The organism is Streptomyces sp. NPDC004051 (assembly GCF_053604275.1).
Genome location: NZ_JBSGHG010000055.1, coordinates 1 through 14,573, shown reverse-complemented (window position 1 = coordinate 14,573; position 14,573 = coordinate 1). Strand labels below are relative to the sequence as shown.

Sequence of the window (14,573 nt, the reverse complement as noted above, 5' to 3'; positions counted from 1 at the left end):
AGATGAGCACCGACACCACCGCCCCCGTGCCCACCGCCTCCGTGCCACCCGCCTCCGTCTCCACGCACATCCTGGACACCAGCGTCGGCCGCCCCGCCCGCGGCGTCACCGTCCACCTCTTCGCCCGCTCGGGCCGCCAGGCCCCCTGGCAGGCGCTCGGCGGCTCCACGACCGACGCGGACGGACGGTGCAAGGACCTCCCGGCGCCGCCGGAGGGGACCAGCCACGTGCGGCTCGACTTCGCCGTGGAGCCGTACCTCACCGACCAACGGGCCGGGGCGCGGCAGGACGCCCCCGCGCACCGGGACGGCGGCGCCGGGGCGTTCTTCCCGGAGGTGGCGGTCACGTTCGCCGTCGCACCGGGCGAGCACCACCACGTACCGCTGCTGCTCAACCCGTTCGGCTACTCCGTCTACCGAGGGAGCTAGCGAGATGCCCGACACCTCCCGCCCCGCCCGCCCCGCGGTCCTGGGCCAGAACCAGTACGGCAAGGCCGAGAACCGGGTCGTCAGGATCACGCGGAACGGCGCCACCCACCACATCAAGGACCTGAACGTCTCCGTCGCCCTGTCCGGCGACCTGGAGGAGGTCCACTACTCCGGCTCCAACGCCAACGTCCTGCCGACCGACACCACCAAGAACACCGTGTTCGCCTTCGCCAAGGAGCACGGCATCGAGTCCGCCGAGCAGTTCGGCATCCACCTCGCCCGGCACTTCGTCACCTCCCAGGAGCCCATCCACCGGGCCCGCATCCGCGTCGAGGAGTACGCCTGGGAACGGATCGCCACCTCCGACGCACACGAGGGCGAGCACTCCTTCGTCCGCAGGGGCCAGGAGACCCGGCTGGCGCAGGTCACCTACGACGGTGAGCGGTGGGAGGTCGTCTCGGGCCTGAAGGACCTGACGGTGCTGAACTCCACCGACTCCGAGTTCCGGGGCTACCTCAAGGACAGGTACACGACGCTGCGGGAGACCCGCGACCGCGTCCTCGCCACCTCGGTCGCCGCCCGCTGGCGGTTCCACTGGACCGACGACGAGCAGCCGATGCCCGACTGGGAGACCTCCTACGAGCGGACGAAGCAGCACCTGCTCCAGGCCTTCGCCGAGACCTACTCCCTGTCCCTGCAGCAGACGATGTACCGGATGGGGGCGCGGGTCATCGACCACCGCGACGAGATGGACGAGGTCCGCCTCTCCCTCCCCAACAGCCACCACTTCCAGGTGGACCTGGAACCCTTCGGCCTCGAGAACGACGGCGAGGACGGCGCCGTCTACCTCGCCGCCGACCGCCCCTACGGTCTGATAGAGGCCACGATCCTGCGGAACGGCTGTGAGGCGCTGATACCGGCGGACCTCACCAACCTCTGAGGGCAGAAGGGACGCACCATGGCAGCAGCCCAGCGCGGCGCCACCGAACGCGGCGGCACCGAACGCGCCGCCACCGAACGCGTCGTCATCGAGAACTGCGCGATCGCGACCGTCGACGCGCAGGACACCGAGTACGCCTCCGGGCACCTCGTCCTCGCCGGCCACCGCATCGAGTCCCTCGGCACGGGCCGGGCACCCGAGGGACTGGAGAACGTCGTCCGCCGCATCGACGCCACCGGGCACCTGGCGACCCCCGGCCTGGTCAACACCCACCACCACTTCTACCAGTGGCTCACCCGGGGCCTGGCCACCGACCACAACCTGTTCGACTGGCTCGTCGCGCTCTACCCGGCCTGGGCGCGCATCGACGAGCCGATGGTGGACGCGGCGGCCCGGGGGTCCCTCGCGATGATGGTCCGCGGCGGCGTGACCACCGCCGCGGACCACCACTACGTCTTCCCGCGGGGCGCCGGCGACCTGTCCGGCACCCTCATCCGTGCCGCCCGTGACATGGGGGTGCGCTTCACCCTCGCCCGCGGCTCCATGGACCTCGGCGAGAAGGACGGCGGACTGCCCCCGGACTTCGCCGTGGAGACCCTGGAGGACGCCCTCGCCGCGACCGAGGACACCGTCCGCCGGCACCACGACACCTCCTTCGGTGCCATGACCCGGGTCGCCGTCGCCCCCTGCTCACCGTTCTCCGTCTCCACCGAACTGATGCGGCAGTCGGCCGAGTCGGCCCGCGGACTCGGCGTACGCCTGCACACCCACGGATCGGAGACGGTGGAGGAGGTGAAGTTCTGCCACGAGCAGTTCGGCACGGGCCCGACCGACTACTTCGAGTCCACCGGCTGGCTCGGCGAGGACGTGTGGATGGCGCACTGCGTCCACATGAACGACTCCGACATCGCCGCCTTCGCCCGTACGGGCACGGGCGTCGCCCACTGCCCCTCCTCCAACGCCCGCCTCGCCGCGGGCATCGCACGCGTCCCCGACCTGTTGGCGGCCGGCGTCCCGGTCGGCCTCGGCGTGGACGGCACGGCGTCCAACGAGGCCGGAGAACTGCACACCGAACTGCGCAACGCCCTGCTCGTGGGCCGCCTCGGTCCGCACCGCGAAGCAGCCCTGACGGGCCGTCAGGCGCTGCGCCTGGGCACCTACGGAGGCGCCCAGGTGCTGGGCCGTACCGCCGAGATCGGCTCGCTGGAACCGGGCAAGCTCGCCGACCTGGTGCTGTGGCGGATGGACACCCTCGCCCACTCCTCCATCGCCGACCCGGTGGCCGCGCTGGTCCTCGGCGCGGCGGCCCCGGTCACCGCGTCGTTCGTGAACGGCCGCCAGATCGTGGAGGACGGCCGGCTCCGCACGGCCGACGAGGACGAGATCGCCCGCTCCACCCGCGCACAGGCCCGGCGGCTGGCCCGGATCACCGGCCGGGCCTGAACACGGGCCGAGCGGGCGGTGCGCCCCGGGCCCGCCCGCCCGTCGCGGCGACCACGCCGGAGCCGCCCCGACCTCGTTGCGCGACCGGGGCGGCATGTCGTGGAACACCCCGGGCAACGGAGGAGCCGACGGGGTCGGGGCGGCTCCACCACGTGATCGCGTACCGGGAGCCGGTCGCGTGCACCGTTGAACTGGTTGCGGTCCACGCTGCCCGAGACGCCGCCGACCCGTGCGCCCGTACCGTCCTACAGCCCGAACAAGCCCGGATCCTCGGCCAGCTCCCGGAAGACGTCCTGCGGGCTCGGCACCAGCTTGCGTTCCTCCAGGTCCAGTACGCCGCCGACCGCCGAGATCTCGGCGGCGACCGTGCCGTCCGCCTTGGTGATGATCTGCTCGATGCGGAACGTCTTGCCGGTGCCCCAGGTGAAGGCGCAGCTCACGTCGACCTCGTCACCGGCGAGCAACTCCCGCCTGTAGCGGATGGTGGTCTCCAGGGCGACCGGCCCCACACCCCGCCCGAGGAGGCCGGACTGCGTGATCCCGGCCTCCCGGAGCAGCGACCAGCGCGCGTGTTCCGCGTAGTTGAGGTACACGGCCTGGTTGAGGTGGCCCTGTACGTCGGTCTCGTATCCGCGCACGGTCACCCGGACGGAAAACGGCTCGCTCACTGCGTCCCCTTCAAGCCTGCTCGGTTCGTTGCCCTGGCCACCGATCCTGGCACGCCCCTCACACCCGGCGCGGGGAGGCCAGCAGATACCGTGCCCGCGTCCTCGGCTCCGTGTACTCGCCGACCTGCCAGCCGGCCCGCTCGAGCGTGCCGGCGCAGGCCCGCAGGGCCTCGCCGTCCGGTGCGTACACGGCGACCGCCTCCGGCTGCGGGGTCTCCCGCACCCGGTAGCCGCCCTCGGTGTCCCCGACGGCCGGATCGTGTCCGGCGGCCTCCAGGGCGAGCGCGGCGGCCTGCACCAGATGCGCGCGCTCCCAGCCGCACGGCCGGTCGGTGGCGCCGTCGGGGTTGGTCATCCGGCGCAGCTCCAGCAGGCCCTGCCAGGCGCCGCGCACCTCCCGGAGACGGGCCGGCCCGGTCCGGGGAGCCGTGGCCTCGCCACCGGTCCGCGCCGCGAACACCCCGGTGGCGGCGGGCCCGGGTTCGGGTGCGGGCTCCGCTTCCGCGTCCCGTGTCCGATGTCCCGCGGGCGTCAGGAAGTGGTGGTGCGGTGCCCGCGGATGCCGGAAGGCGAGCCCGCGCCTCACCAGCGCGGCGAGCTGCGCCTCCGTCCCCTTCAGGCGCCCGGTCGCGGGATCGGCGCCCTCGACGACCCGCCTCAGCCCCGCACTCAACGCTCTCGCCACCACAGCCCCCCGATCCCCGTCCGGCCGACCGGCCCTCTCCGATCTCCCGAAGACTACGACCGGGCACTGACACCCCCGGCGTCCGGAGCGTCGGCGCAGTGCGTGCCGTCCCATGAGCAGGTCGTAGAATTCCGCTGTGGAGAACTCAACTCGTACATCACAGCCCGCAGCGGAACCGCGGAGCGCCGGCGGTAAACCCGCGCAAGGCCTGGAATCCGTGGAGAACGCCCTCTCCCTGCTGCTCCTGCTCCGCAAGCAGGGGCGCGTGCGGCTGAGCGAGGCCGCCGAGGAACTGGGTGTGGCCCGCTCCACGGCCCACCGTCTGCTCTCCACCCTGCGCGGGCGCGGCTTCGCGGTGCAGGGCGCCGACAAGGTGTACCGGCCCGGCCCCACCCTCTACCGCCTGGGGATGTCCCAGCGCTCCGAGTACGACCTCGTGGAGACCGCCCGGCCGCACCTGCTGTGGCTCAACGGCCAGCTCGGCGAGACGGTGCACCTGGCGGTCCGGGCCGGGGCCGAGGCGCGCATCCTGCACAGCATCGAGGGGACGCACGCACTGCGCGTCGGCAGCCGCGCGGGCGTGAGTCTGCCCGCGCACCTCTCCGCCGGCGGCAAGGCGCTCCTCGCCGACCTGGGCGTCTCCGAGCTCGCCGACATCTACGGCACCCGCCACGCGGCGCAGGCGGACACCGACCCCGAGACACTGCACCGCACCCTCGCGACCGTCCGCAGGCGGGGCTACGCCGTCAATATCGGGGGTACCGAGCGCGGCATCTCCGCGGTGGGCGCCGCCGTGCGGGAGCCGGGCGGCCGCGCCGTGGCGGCGATGATCGTCTCGGCCCCTTCGCTGCGATTCACCCGCGCCCGCCTCGGCGACGCGGCCGCTGTGCTCGGGGAGGCGGTGCGCCGCATGGAGGCGGCACTCTGAGCCGACGGCGGGTGCCCCGGTATGCCCTCGTGCGCACCTGCCCGAAGCGGGGAGCATGGTACGGCGGCAGGCCCGTGGCGCAAAGAAATGCTCCCTCCTGTACCGCAGAGCGGAATTACTGGACAGTTTTATTGCTCCCTGCGTAACAGGGCTGCTTCCATTCTGCTCACCGATGGGTCATCCGCTTGTCGCCGGAAAGACGCCGGGGTCTACGGAGCCGCCCACCGTGTCGGTGCTCCGCCCCGCGGCCCGCCCGGCTCCCTGCCCCCCACCTCTCCGCGACAGGACGTGGCCGCATGACCACTGATGTTCAAGCTCCCGCTCCCGCCCGCGCCTCCGCCCGGCCCTCGGCTCCGGACCCGACGGACCGGCGCACCCGCGCCCTGACCCGTGCGGTCGTCGCCCTGTGTACGGCGGCGATCACGGTCGAGGGGTTCGACCTCATCGTCTACGGCGTGGCGATGCCGTCGATGCTCGCCGACGCGAATCTGGGCCTCGACAAATCCCTCGCCGGAACTCTCGGCAGCCTCGTCTATCTGGGCATGCTCATCGGCGCCGTCGTCTGCGGGCCGCTCGCCGACCGTCTCGGCAGGCGTCGGCTCGTGCTGGCGTCGGGAGTGATCTTCACCCTGTTCACCGTCGGCTGTGCCGTCGCCGCCACGCCCTGGCAGTTCGGCCTCTTCCGGCTGCTCGCCGGCATCGGCATGGGCGGTGTGATGCCGTCCTGCGTGGCCCTCGCGAAGGAGTACGCGCCGCGCGGCCGCTCCGCGCTGGTGGCGACCATCGTCCTCGCGGGCGTTCCGGTCGGCGGCGTGCTCGCCGCGCTCACCGCCGCCGCCTGGGGCGAGTCCCTCGGCTGGCGCGGCCTGTTCGGTGTCGGCGCGGCGCTGTCGACGCTGGTGTTCGTCGGCGTGTACGCCCTGCTGCCGGACTCGCGGCCCGGAGCGACCGACGCCCCCGCCCCCCGGGCCACCCCCTCGCCGGCGTCCGTCGGGAGCCCCGAGCCCGGCGCTCCGACGGCCGAGGCGAAGCCCCTCTCCCCGGCCCGCTCCGTGCTCTCGGACGGCCGCGCCCGCACCACCGTGCTGTTCGTCGTCGCCAACTTCGCGGTGCTCCTGTCCTGGTACGGCCTGAACACCTGGCTGACCCAGCTGATGCGCGAGATGGACTACCCGCTCGGCTCGGCGCTGCAGTTCACGCTCGTGCTCAATCTGGGTGCCGTGATCGGCTCGTTCGGCATCGCCGCCGTCGCCGACCGGTTCGGCCCGCGCTTCGTCACCATCGGGAGCGCGGCGCTCTCCGCGGTCGCCGTCGTCGGTCTGACGTGGGGCGGCAACACCGCCGTCGTCCTCTGTCTGACCGCGCTCGCCGGCGTCGGCGCCCATTCGGCCCTGACCGTGCTCAACGACTGGGTGGCGTCCAGCTACCCGGCCTCGACCCGGGCCACGGCACTCGGCTACGTCTCGGGCTTCGGGCGCGGCGGCGCGATCGTGGCCCCGCTGCTCGGCGGCTGGATCCTGACGGCCTCCCTCGGCCCGACCACGGTCTTCTACGTCTTCGCCGCGGCCGCCGCCCTGAGCGCCGCCACCCTCCTCGCCATCCCCCACCGCCGGGCCTGACCACCCCCGCCGCACAGCGCGACGCGCCCCGCCTCCAGCAGGAGGCGGGGCGTTCTCGTGGGGCGGGAGGAGCCTCACCGCCGGCGCCCCGGCCGGACCGTACGGGAAGCAAAGGACCCCGTCGGCGCCCGCCCTCCGCGCTCGACGGACGACACCTGCTCCTCGCCGTACCTGATGGCCGTTCCGAGACCGGCTCGGGTCATGCCCTCCCGCTCCCGGCACATCTTGATGACCCTGCCGACGGTTCGCGGAACGGCCACCGACGCCTCGTCCGCGCCGTAAGGTTCCACGCTCATGTCCTTGCACCTCCATGTGCCACCCGTGCTCGACTCGCCGCCGGTGCGGGGCATCACGCCTCACGGCCCGGACAGAGCCGGACGGATCCGGACAGTGGGCGTACGGTGACGCTGTGCACCCGGCGGTGTGGTGTGAGGTCGCCCCGGGTCCAGCGGGAGGTGGTCGGCGACGTGGCCTTCCCGTTCGAGCGGGTCGCGCGCAACGATGCCAGGAGGTGCAGCCGGTCCGCGTCGGCGCTGCCCGGCTCGGCGGTCAAGACCAGCATGACCGGGCCGGGTCGACCGGGCGGCTCCTGCCCACTGCCGGTCCAAGCTCGCCACGACGGTCTTCGGCGTCGAGCTGGACCGTCGGCTGCGCGCCGAGGGGCCGTCGGTCGTCAGCGAGCCGGCCCACCCTGGTCTCACCCGTACCCACCTGACCCCGCGTGCCGGGGAGCACCGTGGTCGGCCCGGACAGCTGATCGCGCGGCTCGGCCTGCTGGTCACCCAGCCGGTGGAACAGGGCGCGCTGCCCCGGTCGCGCGCCGCGACCGACCCCGGTGTGCGGGGCGGCCGGTTCTTCGGTTTGTCCGGATTCGGGGAAACGCGCGGCCGGGTCACCGAGGCCCGGCTCAGCCGGGAGGCGGCCGATCCGGCCGTGGGCGGGCGACTCCGGGGGGTGGCCGAGGAACTGACGGGCGTCAGCCACCTGTGAGCCGTCGCCGACCGGAGAGGGCCGCGAGCCGGTGACCCGCTTCGGCGTTCCCCCGGTGTCCCGAGGACGACGACCCCACTCGGTGATCAGGTGCGGGAGAAAGGCGCCCAGCCGGAGATTCCGAACCCGGCGCCCTCGCGCCGGATCTCGAAGGCGCCGTGGCCGGGCAGATGAGCGGGCAGCACGAGGGCGTTGTGGTCGGCGGCGTAGGCGAACATCCGGGCCCGGCTGGCGCGGGCGGCCTCCTCGTCCTCCTCGAAGCAGCTGTTGAGGTGGGGCTCGTGGACCTGGATCGCGCCGTGCAGCAGGTCACCGGCGAAGACCGCGCGGTCGCCTCCGGACTTGAGATGGACGACCGAGGAACCCGGAGTGTGCCCGGGTGCCGGTTCGAGCCGGAGGTTGGCGTCGATGACGTAGGAGTCGTCCCAGGTCCTGACCAGCCCGGCGTCGATCACAGGGGCGACGCTGTCCTCGTAGACGTTCTGGTTCCCCCGGCCGAACCTGGTGCGGGGCAGGTTCTCCGGATGCCAGTACTCGACGTCGGGCCGCGGCATCAGGTAGGTCGCGTTCGGGAAGGTGGGCACCCAGTCGCGTTCGTCGAGCCGGGTGTTCCAGCCGACGTGGTCGTTGTGCAGATGAGTGTTGACGACGAGATCGACCTCCTCCGGCTCGACGCAGGCCGCGGCGAGATCGTCCAGGTAGCTCGTGTTCAGGTACGACCAGATCGGCTGCAGCGGACGGTACTTGCCGTTGCCCGCACCGGTGTCGATCAGGATGACCCTGCCTTCGCTGCGCAGCACCCAGGACTGGGTGGCGACGCGCGTCAGGTCGGTGCGGGCGTCCCAGTGATCCGGGTCCAGCAGTGCGGCATGGCGCTGCCATTCCTCCGGTTCGCTGCCGGGGAAGAACACGTCGGTCGTCATCGGTGAGATGTCCGAGAACTCGATGACGCGGGTGATCTCGACGTCCCCCAGTTCCATGGTGGTGACCAGGGGCGCCGTGGAGACGGCCGCTCCCGTGGGTGAAGACGGCGCGGGCGGGGGCGTGGGCATGTGTCTACCTCGTTCGTGAGCGGTGGGCACGGGGTGGCTTCCGCCGTGACCTGTGCGACCGACTCTGGAGGCCCCCGGCCGGGGCAACCAGCCCCGCTCCTGCCTACCCCTGACAGGTGCAGGCGGCGGACGGCACTGCCGCGCATACTTGGCGCCATGGACCGCAGATCAGCGCTGGGCGAGTTCCTGATGGCGCGGCGGGCACAGCTGAGCCCGGACGACGTCGGCCTGCCCCGGTACGGGGACCGGCGCCGGGTGCCCGGGCTGCGCCGGGAGGAACTCGCGATGCTCGCGGGGGTCAGCGTCGGCTACTACACCCGGCTCGAACAGGGCCAGTCGCTCAACGCCTCGGCCGAGGTCCTCGACGCGATCGCGACCGCCCTGCGCCTGACCACGGCCGAGTGGGAGCACCTGCACGTCCTGTCGACGACGAGGAGTCACCGGACCCGACCGGCGACGCCTCCCGAGGAGCACGCCTCCGCCGATCTGCGTACGCTGCTGGCCGCCATGGGCCACGTGCCCGCACTCGTGGTGGGCCGCCGCAACGACGTGCTGGCCTGGAACAGGGCCGGGCACGCCCTGCTCGCCGGACACACGGACCTCGCCTCGCCCGACGAGCCGGACACCCGGCCCAACCTGTCCCGGCTGGTCTTCCTGGACGCGCACACCCGCGCTCTCTACCGTGACTGGCCCGCCAAGGCCCGCGCCGTGGTCGGCAACCTGCGTATCCTGACGGCCCGCAACCCCGATGACGCCCGCCTTGCCGCGCTGGTCGGCGAGCTGGCCATCCACAGCCCCGAGTTCGCCGCGCTGTGGGCCGAACACACCGTCGAGCCCTGCGGCCGCGACGTCCACGACCTGGCCCATCCGGTCGTCGGGGACCTGACCGTCACACAACAGACGTTCCGCGTCCCGCAGGAATCGCACCAGTCCCTCGTCACCCTCACCGTGGAGCCCGGATCCGCCTCCTCCGCGGCGCTGACGGTGCTGCAACAGGCTTGCGGCATCGGCAAGGGGCGCGGATGAGGTGCGTCCGGCGAGAGTTGCGGGACCCGGATGCGTCCGTGCTGCGCCGGGCTGCGGACCGGCGGGCCGATGTGGCGTCCGCACCGCCGTCGGGACCTCGCCTTCCCGCGACCCCAGCAGGGGTGCCTAACCCATGAACTCGGGTCGCTGGTAGGGCGTCCACCAGCTGAGCAGGCCCCAGATCCCGAGCGCGAGGGCGCCCGTCGCGATCACGGCCGCGAGCCAGGGTCGGTGCAGCGCGCGCAGGGTGAGCAGCCAGGCGGCGAGCGGGACGAGCGCGCCGCCGACGGCGATGAGGGGGAGGTCGACGTAGAGGACGCTCAGGTCCCGGTGCATGCCTCCGAACCCGCCGTCGACGCTGACCCGCGCCTTCGGGGCCCAGGCGAGTACGGCCGCGATGGCGCCCGCGGCCGCCAGGAGCATGCCGGCGCAGCCCGTTCTGTGTTCCCTCATACCTTGATCGGACGTGATCTTCCCGCCGGCGGTTCCTCCGGTCTCTACTGCCGGTATCCGCTCAGGAACCGGCCGATGCGGCCGATCGCCGCCTCCAGGTCCTCCGCGTGGGGGAGGGTGAGGATGCGGAAGTGATCGGGGGAGTGCCAGTTGAAGCCGGTGCCCTGGACGACCTGGATCTTCTCCCGGAGCAGCAGGTCCAGGACGAACTTCTCGTCATCGTGGATCTTGTGGATCTCGGGGTCCAGGCGGGGGAACGCGTACAGCGCGCCCTGCGGCTTCACGCAGCTCACGCCGGGGATCTCGTTCAGCTTCTCCCAGGCCACGTTCCGCTGTTCGTGCAGCCGCCCGCCGGGCGTGGTGAGCTCGCGGATGGACTGGCGGCCGCCGAGCGCGGCCTGGATGGCGTGCTGGGCGGGCGCGTTGGCGCACAGGCGCATGGAGGCCAGCATGGTCAGGCCCTCCAGGTAGTCCTTCGCGTGCTGCTTGGGTCCCGTGATCACCAGCCAGCCGGAGCGGAAGCCCGCCACGCGGTAGGTCTTCGACAGCCCGCAGAAGGTGAGCACCACCAGGTCGGGGGCGAGCGCGGCGGCCGAGTGGTGCACGGCGTCGTCGTAGAGGATCTGGTCGTAGATCTCGTCGGCGAGGACCATCAGGCCGTGCCGGCGGGCCAGGTCGAGGATGCCCTCGACGACCTCCTTCGGATAGACCGCGCCGGTGGGGTTGTTGGGGTTGATGATGACCACGGCCTTCGTACGGTCCGTGATCTTCGAGGCCATGTCGTCCAGGTCCGGGTACCAGTCGGCCTGTTCGTCGCACAGGTAGTGCACGGCCTTGCCGCCCGCGAGGGTGGTCACCGCCGTCCACAGGGGGAAGTCCGGGGCGGGGATCAGGACCTCGTCGCCGTCCTCCAGGAGCGCCTGGACGGCCATCGAGATCAGCTCGGAGACGCCGTTGCCGAGGAAGACGTCGTCGACGTCGACCTCCAGGCCCAGGGTCTGGTAGCGCTGGACCACCGCGCGGCGGGCGGAGAGGACCCCGCGCGAGTCGGTGTAGCCGTGCGCCTGCGGCAGCATCCGGATCATGTCCTGGACGATCTCCTCCGGCGCCTCGAAGCCGAACAGGGCCGGGTTGCCGGTGTTCAGGCGCAGCACACTGTGCCCCGCCTCCTCCAGCGCGTTCGCGTGCTCGATCACCGGGCCGCGGATCTCGTAACAGACCTCGCTGAGCTTGCTCGACTGCCGGAACTCCATGCGTCGCTTCCCCTCAAGTGTCCGGTGTTGGTTGCTTGGTTTTACCAAGTGGGAGCTTGGAAAGTCCAACAACTTGTCTACACTGCGTCGCATGTCACCTCGCCGAAGCTACGACCAGTACTGTTCCGCCGCCCGTGCGCTCGACGCCGTCGGCGACCGCTGGACCCTGCTGATCGTCCGGGAGCTGCTCGCCGGCCCGAGGCGCTACACCGACCTGCACGCGGACCTTCCCGGCGTCAGCACGGACGTACTGGCCTCGCGGCTGAAGGGCATGGAGCGCGACGGGCTGACCAGCCGCCGGCGGCTGCCCCCGCCCGGCGCGGCCTTCGTGTACGAACTCACCGACCGGGGGCGTGAGTTGCTGCCGGTGCTGCAGGCCCTCGGCACCTGGGGGCAGGGTGCGCTGGGGGAGCGGCGGCCCACCGACGCGGTACGGGCGCACTGGTTCGCGCTGCCGCTGCTGCGGAGCCTGGAGAGCGAGGCGCCGGGCGAGGGACTGGATGAGGGAGTGGTCGAAGTCCGGCTGGACGAGGGGCGGTTCCACCTGCGCGTCGGAGCCGCGGGAGGGGCCGTCTACGGCGACGGGCCCGCCCCCGGCGACCTCGATGCCACCCTGGTCCTCGACGCCGACACCTGTACGGCGATCAGCCGCGGCGAGGCGGCCGTGGCCGACGCGGTGCGGGACGGACGGATCGAGGTGGGTGGCGACGGCCCGCTCGCCAAGGCGCTCCGGGAAGCGTGACGGGAGGGCCGGCGGCGACGAAAGGAGGCCCGCACGAGGCGGGCCTCCTGGGCAGGCGTCACGCGCTGCCGATGGTCAGCTGTCGACCGTCACGCACCCGGCGGTACCCGGGACGGCCGTCCCGACCCACGGGTCAACCGGTAGCCGGCGACACCGGCCAGCGCGGCCAGCGCACCGCCCACCGCGGTCCACACCCAGCGGTCGGACCACCAGCCGGAGGCCCAGCCGTCCTCGGGCTCGAGAGCGGCGAGCACGGCCGAGGGCGACTTCTTCTCGTCGCCCTCGGCCCCGTCGCCCTCGTCGTCCGCCTCCGTCCGCAGCGCGATGCCCGGCACCAGCGGCTCGGCGAGCGAACCGTCCACCGCCGCGGCGCCGCCCATGTCCTTGGATTCGGCCCGGACCTCGACGTCCACCGACTGGCCCAGGTCGGACGCCGAGAGGTTCACCGCGGTGAGCCGGACGTAGTACGTGCCCGGCAGCGGGTCGTTGGCCCACGGCTCCGACCAGGCGCGGACCGTGCGCAGCACACAGGTGAGCTCGACGGAGGGCGCGTCCGCCGGCGCCGTGCGGGTCTGGGCGCCGTACTGGCAGGCCTGGCGGCGGCGCAGCCCGTCGTACACGTCGACCCGCCAGGTCTCGGCGGCGTGCGTCTCGGGCAGCTTCACCGTCGCCCGCACGGTGGGGCGTTGCCCCGCGTCCGCCGGGAACGACCAGTACAGGTAGTCGCCGACGGAGGCACGTGCCGTGGCGGTCTGCCCCTGCTCGAACTCCGTCGCGGTACGGAACGAGGTGCCCGCGCGGGTCGGCCCGGCCGCGTCCTTTGACGCGCCGGGGGAGGGGGTGGAGTCGGCCGCCGCGGGGGCCACGGAGGCCGCGGCCAGCCCGAACGCGAGCAGGGCGACGGCCGGCAAGCGGGTGATACGCATCAGTGGGTCCTCCAGACCGCGAGCCGCCAGCGGGACAGCCAGCCCCAGACCAGACCGGCGAGGAAGCCGGTGAGGACCAGCACGCCGAGCAGCCACCAGCCCCGGCCCAGGCCGAAGGAGGCCACATCGCTCGACTCGCCCGGACCCTCGACGACGTCGATGGTCAGTTCCAGCGGCAGACCGGGCGTGGTCTTCACACCGGAGCCCGGCGAGAACGAGTTGGTCACCGCCAGGCACACCGTCTCGGCGGCCGGCTTGTCGCTGTCGTCGTCCCGTTCGGGCGCGGGGTAGCGCAGGCCGGTGGACAGGACGTCCGTACGGCCGTTGCCCGTGGCCTCACCGCGGACGATCTCCCGGTCGTGCACCGTGACGGCCCGCAGCAGCACGCCGTAGTCCGGGTTCACCGCCCGGTCGGCCGCCACGCTCACCGACGCGCGCAGTTCCTGACCGGCCGGCACGTCCACGCGGTACCAGCGCTGCTGCCCGAACTCCTCGCGGTCCGTGTAGAGACCGGACTTCAGCGTCGGCGCCTTGGCACAGGACGCGGCACCCTCGGTCGCGACCGGAGTCACCACCGGTTCGGCCGCACGGTCCACCAACTCATTCACCCGGTCGGTGAGTTCGTCCTGGTGCTGGACCGAGGTGTAGGTGCCGCCGGTCGCCTCGGCGATGCAGCTGAGCTGCCGGCTCAGCTTGGCGTTCGGCACCAGGCCCAGGGTGTCGATGGTCAGGCCGATGCCCTTGGCCGCGATCTCCCGGGCCACCTCGCACGGGTCGAGCGGGGCACAGGTGTCCTCACCGTCGCTGATCAGCACGATGCGCTTGGAGCCGTTGCCGTCCTTGAAGTCGTCCGCCGCCTGCAACAGGGCGGGGCCGATGGGGGTCCAGCCGGTCGGGGTGAGCGTGGCCACCGCCGTCTTGGCCTCCGTACGGTCCAGCGGACCGACCGGATAGAGCTGTGCGGTGTCCTTGCAGCCCGCCTTGCGGTCGTCACCGGGATAGTCGGCGCCGAGGGTCCGGATCCCCAGCTCGACCCCCTCCGGCGTCGCGTCCAGCACCTCGTTGAACGCCTGCTTCGCCGCCGCCATCCGGGACTGGCCGTCGATGTCCTTGGTCCGCATCGAACCGCTCACATCGAGGACGAGGTCGACCTGGGGCGCGTCCTGGCCCGTGGGTTCGCCGGCGACCGCCGCGGTCGGGAAGGTGAGCCCGGCCGTCAGGGCGGCGAGCAGGACACCGACGCCCGCTGCCGGCCATTTTCTTCTGATCATCGAGGGATCCTATTGATCGGAGACGGCCCACCCCGAAGCGGGGCCCGCAAGGCCCCTAGTACTGCAACGGTACTTATGCTGATTGCTGACCAGTTTCAGGGACTGTGCCCGCGCCGCTTGTAGTGACTGACGCGGGCCTGGTATTGCCG

17 protein-coding genes are annotated in these 14,573 nt (G+C 72.5%); 8 read left to right on the top strand and 9 right to left on the bottom strand.

Annotated features, from left to right (window positions below; translation table 11 throughout):
* Window positions 1–2: 2 nt before the first annotated feature.
* From uraH to ACWEQO_RS32705, 3 genes are read left to right on the top strand one after another with little or no spacing between them, the layout of a single operon-like run.
* Window positions 3–428: a hydroxyisourate hydrolase gene (gene uraH / locus ACWEQO_RS32715; RefSeq protein WP_452986237.1), complete on the top strand. Its 426-nt coding sequence runs from the start codon at window positions 3–5 to the stop codon at window positions 426–428.
* Between the two features lie 4 nt (window positions 429–432).
* Window positions 433–1,368 (top strand): factor-independent urate hydroxylase, encoded by a 936-nt coding sequence (gene pucL / locus ACWEQO_RS32710; protein WP_452986236.1) that lies wholly within the window; start codon window positions 433–435, stop codon window positions 1,366–1,368.
* An 18-nt stretch (window positions 1,369–1,386) separates the two neighbouring features.
* Window positions 1,387–2,811: an 8-oxoguanine deaminase gene (locus ACWEQO_RS32705; protein ID WP_452986235.1), complete on the top strand. Its 1,425-nt coding sequence runs from the start codon at window positions 1,387–1,389 to the stop codon at window positions 2,809–2,811.
* A gap of 245 nt (window positions 2,812–3,056) precedes the next feature.
* Here the strand turns inward: ACWEQO_RS32705 and ACWEQO_RS32700 are convergent, their stop codons facing one another.
* Together ACWEQO_RS32700 and ACWEQO_RS32695 are read right to left on the bottom strand one after the other, a co-directional pair.
* Window positions 3,057–3,479, bottom strand: a complete 423-nt coding sequence (locus ACWEQO_RS32700; RefSeq protein WP_452986234.1) for an acyl-CoA thioesterase — start codon at window positions 3,477–3,479, stop codon at window positions 3,057–3,059.
* 58 nt (window positions 3,480–3,537) lie between these two features.
* Window positions 3,538–4,164: a hypothetical protein gene (locus ACWEQO_RS32695; RefSeq protein WP_452986249.1), complete on the bottom strand. Its 627-nt coding sequence runs from the start codon at window positions 4,162–4,164 to the stop codon at window positions 3,538–3,540.
* A 217-nt stretch (window positions 4,165–4,381) separates the two neighbouring features.
* Here ACWEQO_RS32695 and ACWEQO_RS32690 point away from each other — a divergent pair, with 217 nt between their 5' ends.
* Entirely contained in the window at window positions 4,382–5,092 is a 711-nt protein-coding gene (locus ACWEQO_RS32690; protein WP_452986233.1) for an IclR family transcriptional regulator, read from the top strand.
* Window positions 5,093–5,388: 296 nt separating this feature from the next.
* A complete protein-coding gene (locus ACWEQO_RS32685) occupies window positions 5,389–6,711 on the top strand; it encodes an MFS transporter (protein WP_452986232.1) in 1,323 nt (440 codons plus the stop codon).
* A 74-nt stretch (window positions 6,712–6,785) separates the two neighbouring features.
* Here the strand turns inward: ACWEQO_RS32685 and ACWEQO_RS32680 are convergent, their stop codons facing one another.
* Entirely contained in the window at window positions 6,786–7,007 is a 222-nt protein-coding gene (locus ACWEQO_RS32680) for a helix-turn-helix domain-containing protein (protein WP_452986231.1), read from the bottom strand.
* 53 nt (window positions 7,008–7,060) lie between these two features.
* Window positions 7,061–7,273 carry a hypothetical protein gene (locus tag ACWEQO_RS32675; RefSeq protein ID WP_452986230.1) on the bottom strand — a complete coding sequence of 71 codons (213 nt, stop codon included), beginning with the start codon at window positions 7,271–7,273 and terminating at the stop codon, window positions 7,061–7,063.
* 227 nt (window positions 7,274–7,500) lie between these two features.
* Between ACWEQO_RS32675 and ACWEQO_RS32670 the strand changes: the two genes are divergently transcribed.
* Entirely contained in the window at window positions 7,501–7,701 is a 201-nt protein-coding gene (locus ACWEQO_RS32670) for a hypothetical protein (RefSeq protein WP_452986229.1), read from the top strand.
* Between the two features lie 86 nt (window positions 7,702–7,787).
* Here ACWEQO_RS32670 and ACWEQO_RS32665 read toward each other — a convergent pair whose 3' ends face one another.
* Complete coding sequence (locus ACWEQO_RS32665; RefSeq protein ID WP_452986228.1) at window positions 7,788–8,753, bottom strand: MBL fold metallo-hydrolase; 966 nt, start codon at window positions 8,751–8,753, stop codon at window positions 7,788–7,790.
* Window positions 8,754–8,909: 156 nt separating this feature from the next.
* Here ACWEQO_RS32665 and ACWEQO_RS32660 point away from each other — a divergent pair, with 156 nt between their 5' ends.
* Window positions 8,910–9,779: a helix-turn-helix domain-containing protein gene (locus ACWEQO_RS32660; RefSeq protein WP_452986227.1), complete on the top strand. Its 870-nt coding sequence runs from the start codon at window positions 8,910–8,912 to the stop codon at window positions 9,777–9,779.
* Between the two features lie 126 nt (window positions 9,780–9,905).
* Here the strand turns inward: ACWEQO_RS32660 and ACWEQO_RS32655 are convergent, their stop codons facing one another.
* Together ACWEQO_RS32655 and ACWEQO_RS32650 are read right to left on the bottom strand one after the other, a co-directional pair.
* Complete coding sequence (locus ACWEQO_RS32655; RefSeq protein WP_452986226.1) at window positions 9,906–10,232, bottom strand: hypothetical protein; 327 nt, start codon at window positions 10,230–10,232, stop codon at window positions 9,906–9,908.
* Between the two features lie 44 nt (window positions 10,233–10,276).
* On the bottom strand, window positions 10,277–11,485 hold the full coding sequence (locus ACWEQO_RS32650) for a pyridoxal phosphate-dependent aminotransferase (RefSeq protein WP_452986225.1): 1,209 nt from the start codon (window positions 11,483–11,485) through the stop codon (window positions 10,277–10,279).
* A gap of 91 nt (window positions 11,486–11,576) precedes the next feature.
* Here ACWEQO_RS32650 and ACWEQO_RS32645 point away from each other — a divergent pair, with 91 nt between their 5' ends.
* Complete coding sequence (locus ACWEQO_RS32645) at window positions 11,577–12,227, top strand: winged helix-turn-helix transcriptional regulator (protein WP_452986224.1); 651 nt, start codon at window positions 11,577–11,579, stop codon at window positions 12,225–12,227.
* Window positions 12,228–12,316: 89 nt separating this feature from the next.
* Here ACWEQO_RS32645 and ACWEQO_RS32640 read toward each other — a convergent pair whose 3' ends face one another.
* Together ACWEQO_RS32640 and ACWEQO_RS32635 are read right to left on the bottom strand one after the other, a co-directional pair.
* Entirely contained in the window at window positions 12,317–13,153 is an 837-nt protein-coding gene (locus ACWEQO_RS32640) for a hypothetical protein (protein ID WP_452986223.1), read from the bottom strand.
* Window positions 13,153–14,424 (bottom strand): VWA domain-containing protein, encoded by a 1,272-nt coding sequence (locus ACWEQO_RS32635; protein ID WP_361455609.1) that lies wholly within the window; start codon window positions 14,422–14,424, stop codon window positions 13,153–13,155. The genes ACWEQO_RS32640 and ACWEQO_RS32635 overlap by 1 nt, the downstream gene beginning before the upstream one ends.
* Window positions 14,425–14,573 lie beyond the last annotated feature (149 nt).

Coding starts and splice junctions, on each gene's coding strand:
- uraH (WP_452986237.1), top strand. CDS start 3: ATGAGCACCGACACCACCGCCCCCGTGCCCACCGCCTCCGTGCCACCC.
- pucL (WP_452986236.1), top strand. CDS start 433: ATGCCCGACACCTCCCGCCCCGCCCGCCCCGCGGTCCTGGGCCAGAAC.
- ACWEQO_RS32705 (WP_452986235.1), top strand. CDS start 1,387: ATGGCAGCAGCCCAGCGCGGCGCCACCGAACGCGGCGGCACCGAACGC.
- ACWEQO_RS32685 (WP_452986232.1), top strand. CDS start 5,389: ATGACCACTGATGTTCAAGCTCCCGCTCCCGCCCGCGCCTCCGCCCGG.
- ACWEQO_RS32680 (WP_452986231.1), bottom strand. CDS start 7,007: ATGAGCGTGGAACCTTACGGCGCGGACGAGGCGTCGGTGGCCGTTCCG.
- ACWEQO_RS32675 (WP_452986230.1), bottom strand. CDS start 7,273: ATGCTGGTCTTGACCGCCGAGCCGGGCAGCGCCGACGCGGACCGGCTG.
- ACWEQO_RS32665 (WP_452986228.1), bottom strand. CDS start 8,753: ATGCCCACGCCCCCGCCCGCGCCGTCTTCACCCACGGGAGCGGCCGTC.
- ACWEQO_RS32660 (WP_452986227.1), top strand. CDS start 8,910: ATGGACCGCAGATCAGCGCTGGGCGAGTTCCTGATGGCGCGGCGGGCA.
- ACWEQO_RS32655 (WP_452986226.1), bottom strand. CDS start 10,232: ATGAGGGAACACAGAACGGGCTGCGCCGGCATGCTCCTGGCGGCCGCG.
- ACWEQO_RS32650 (WP_452986225.1), bottom strand. CDS start 11,485: ATGGAGTTCCGGCAGTCGAGCAAGCTCAGCGAGGTCTGTTACGAGATC.
- ACWEQO_RS32645 (WP_452986224.1), top strand. CDS start 11,577: ATGTCACCTCGCCGAAGCTACGACCAGTACTGTTCCGCCGCCCGTGCG.
- ACWEQO_RS32640 (WP_452986223.1), bottom strand. CDS start 13,153: ATGCGTATCACCCGCTTGCCGGCCGTCGCCCTGCTCGCGTTCGGGCTG.
- ACWEQO_RS32635 (WP_361455609.1), bottom strand. CDS start 14,424: ATGATCAGAAGAAAATGGCCGGCAGCGGGCGTCGGTGTCCTGCTCGCC.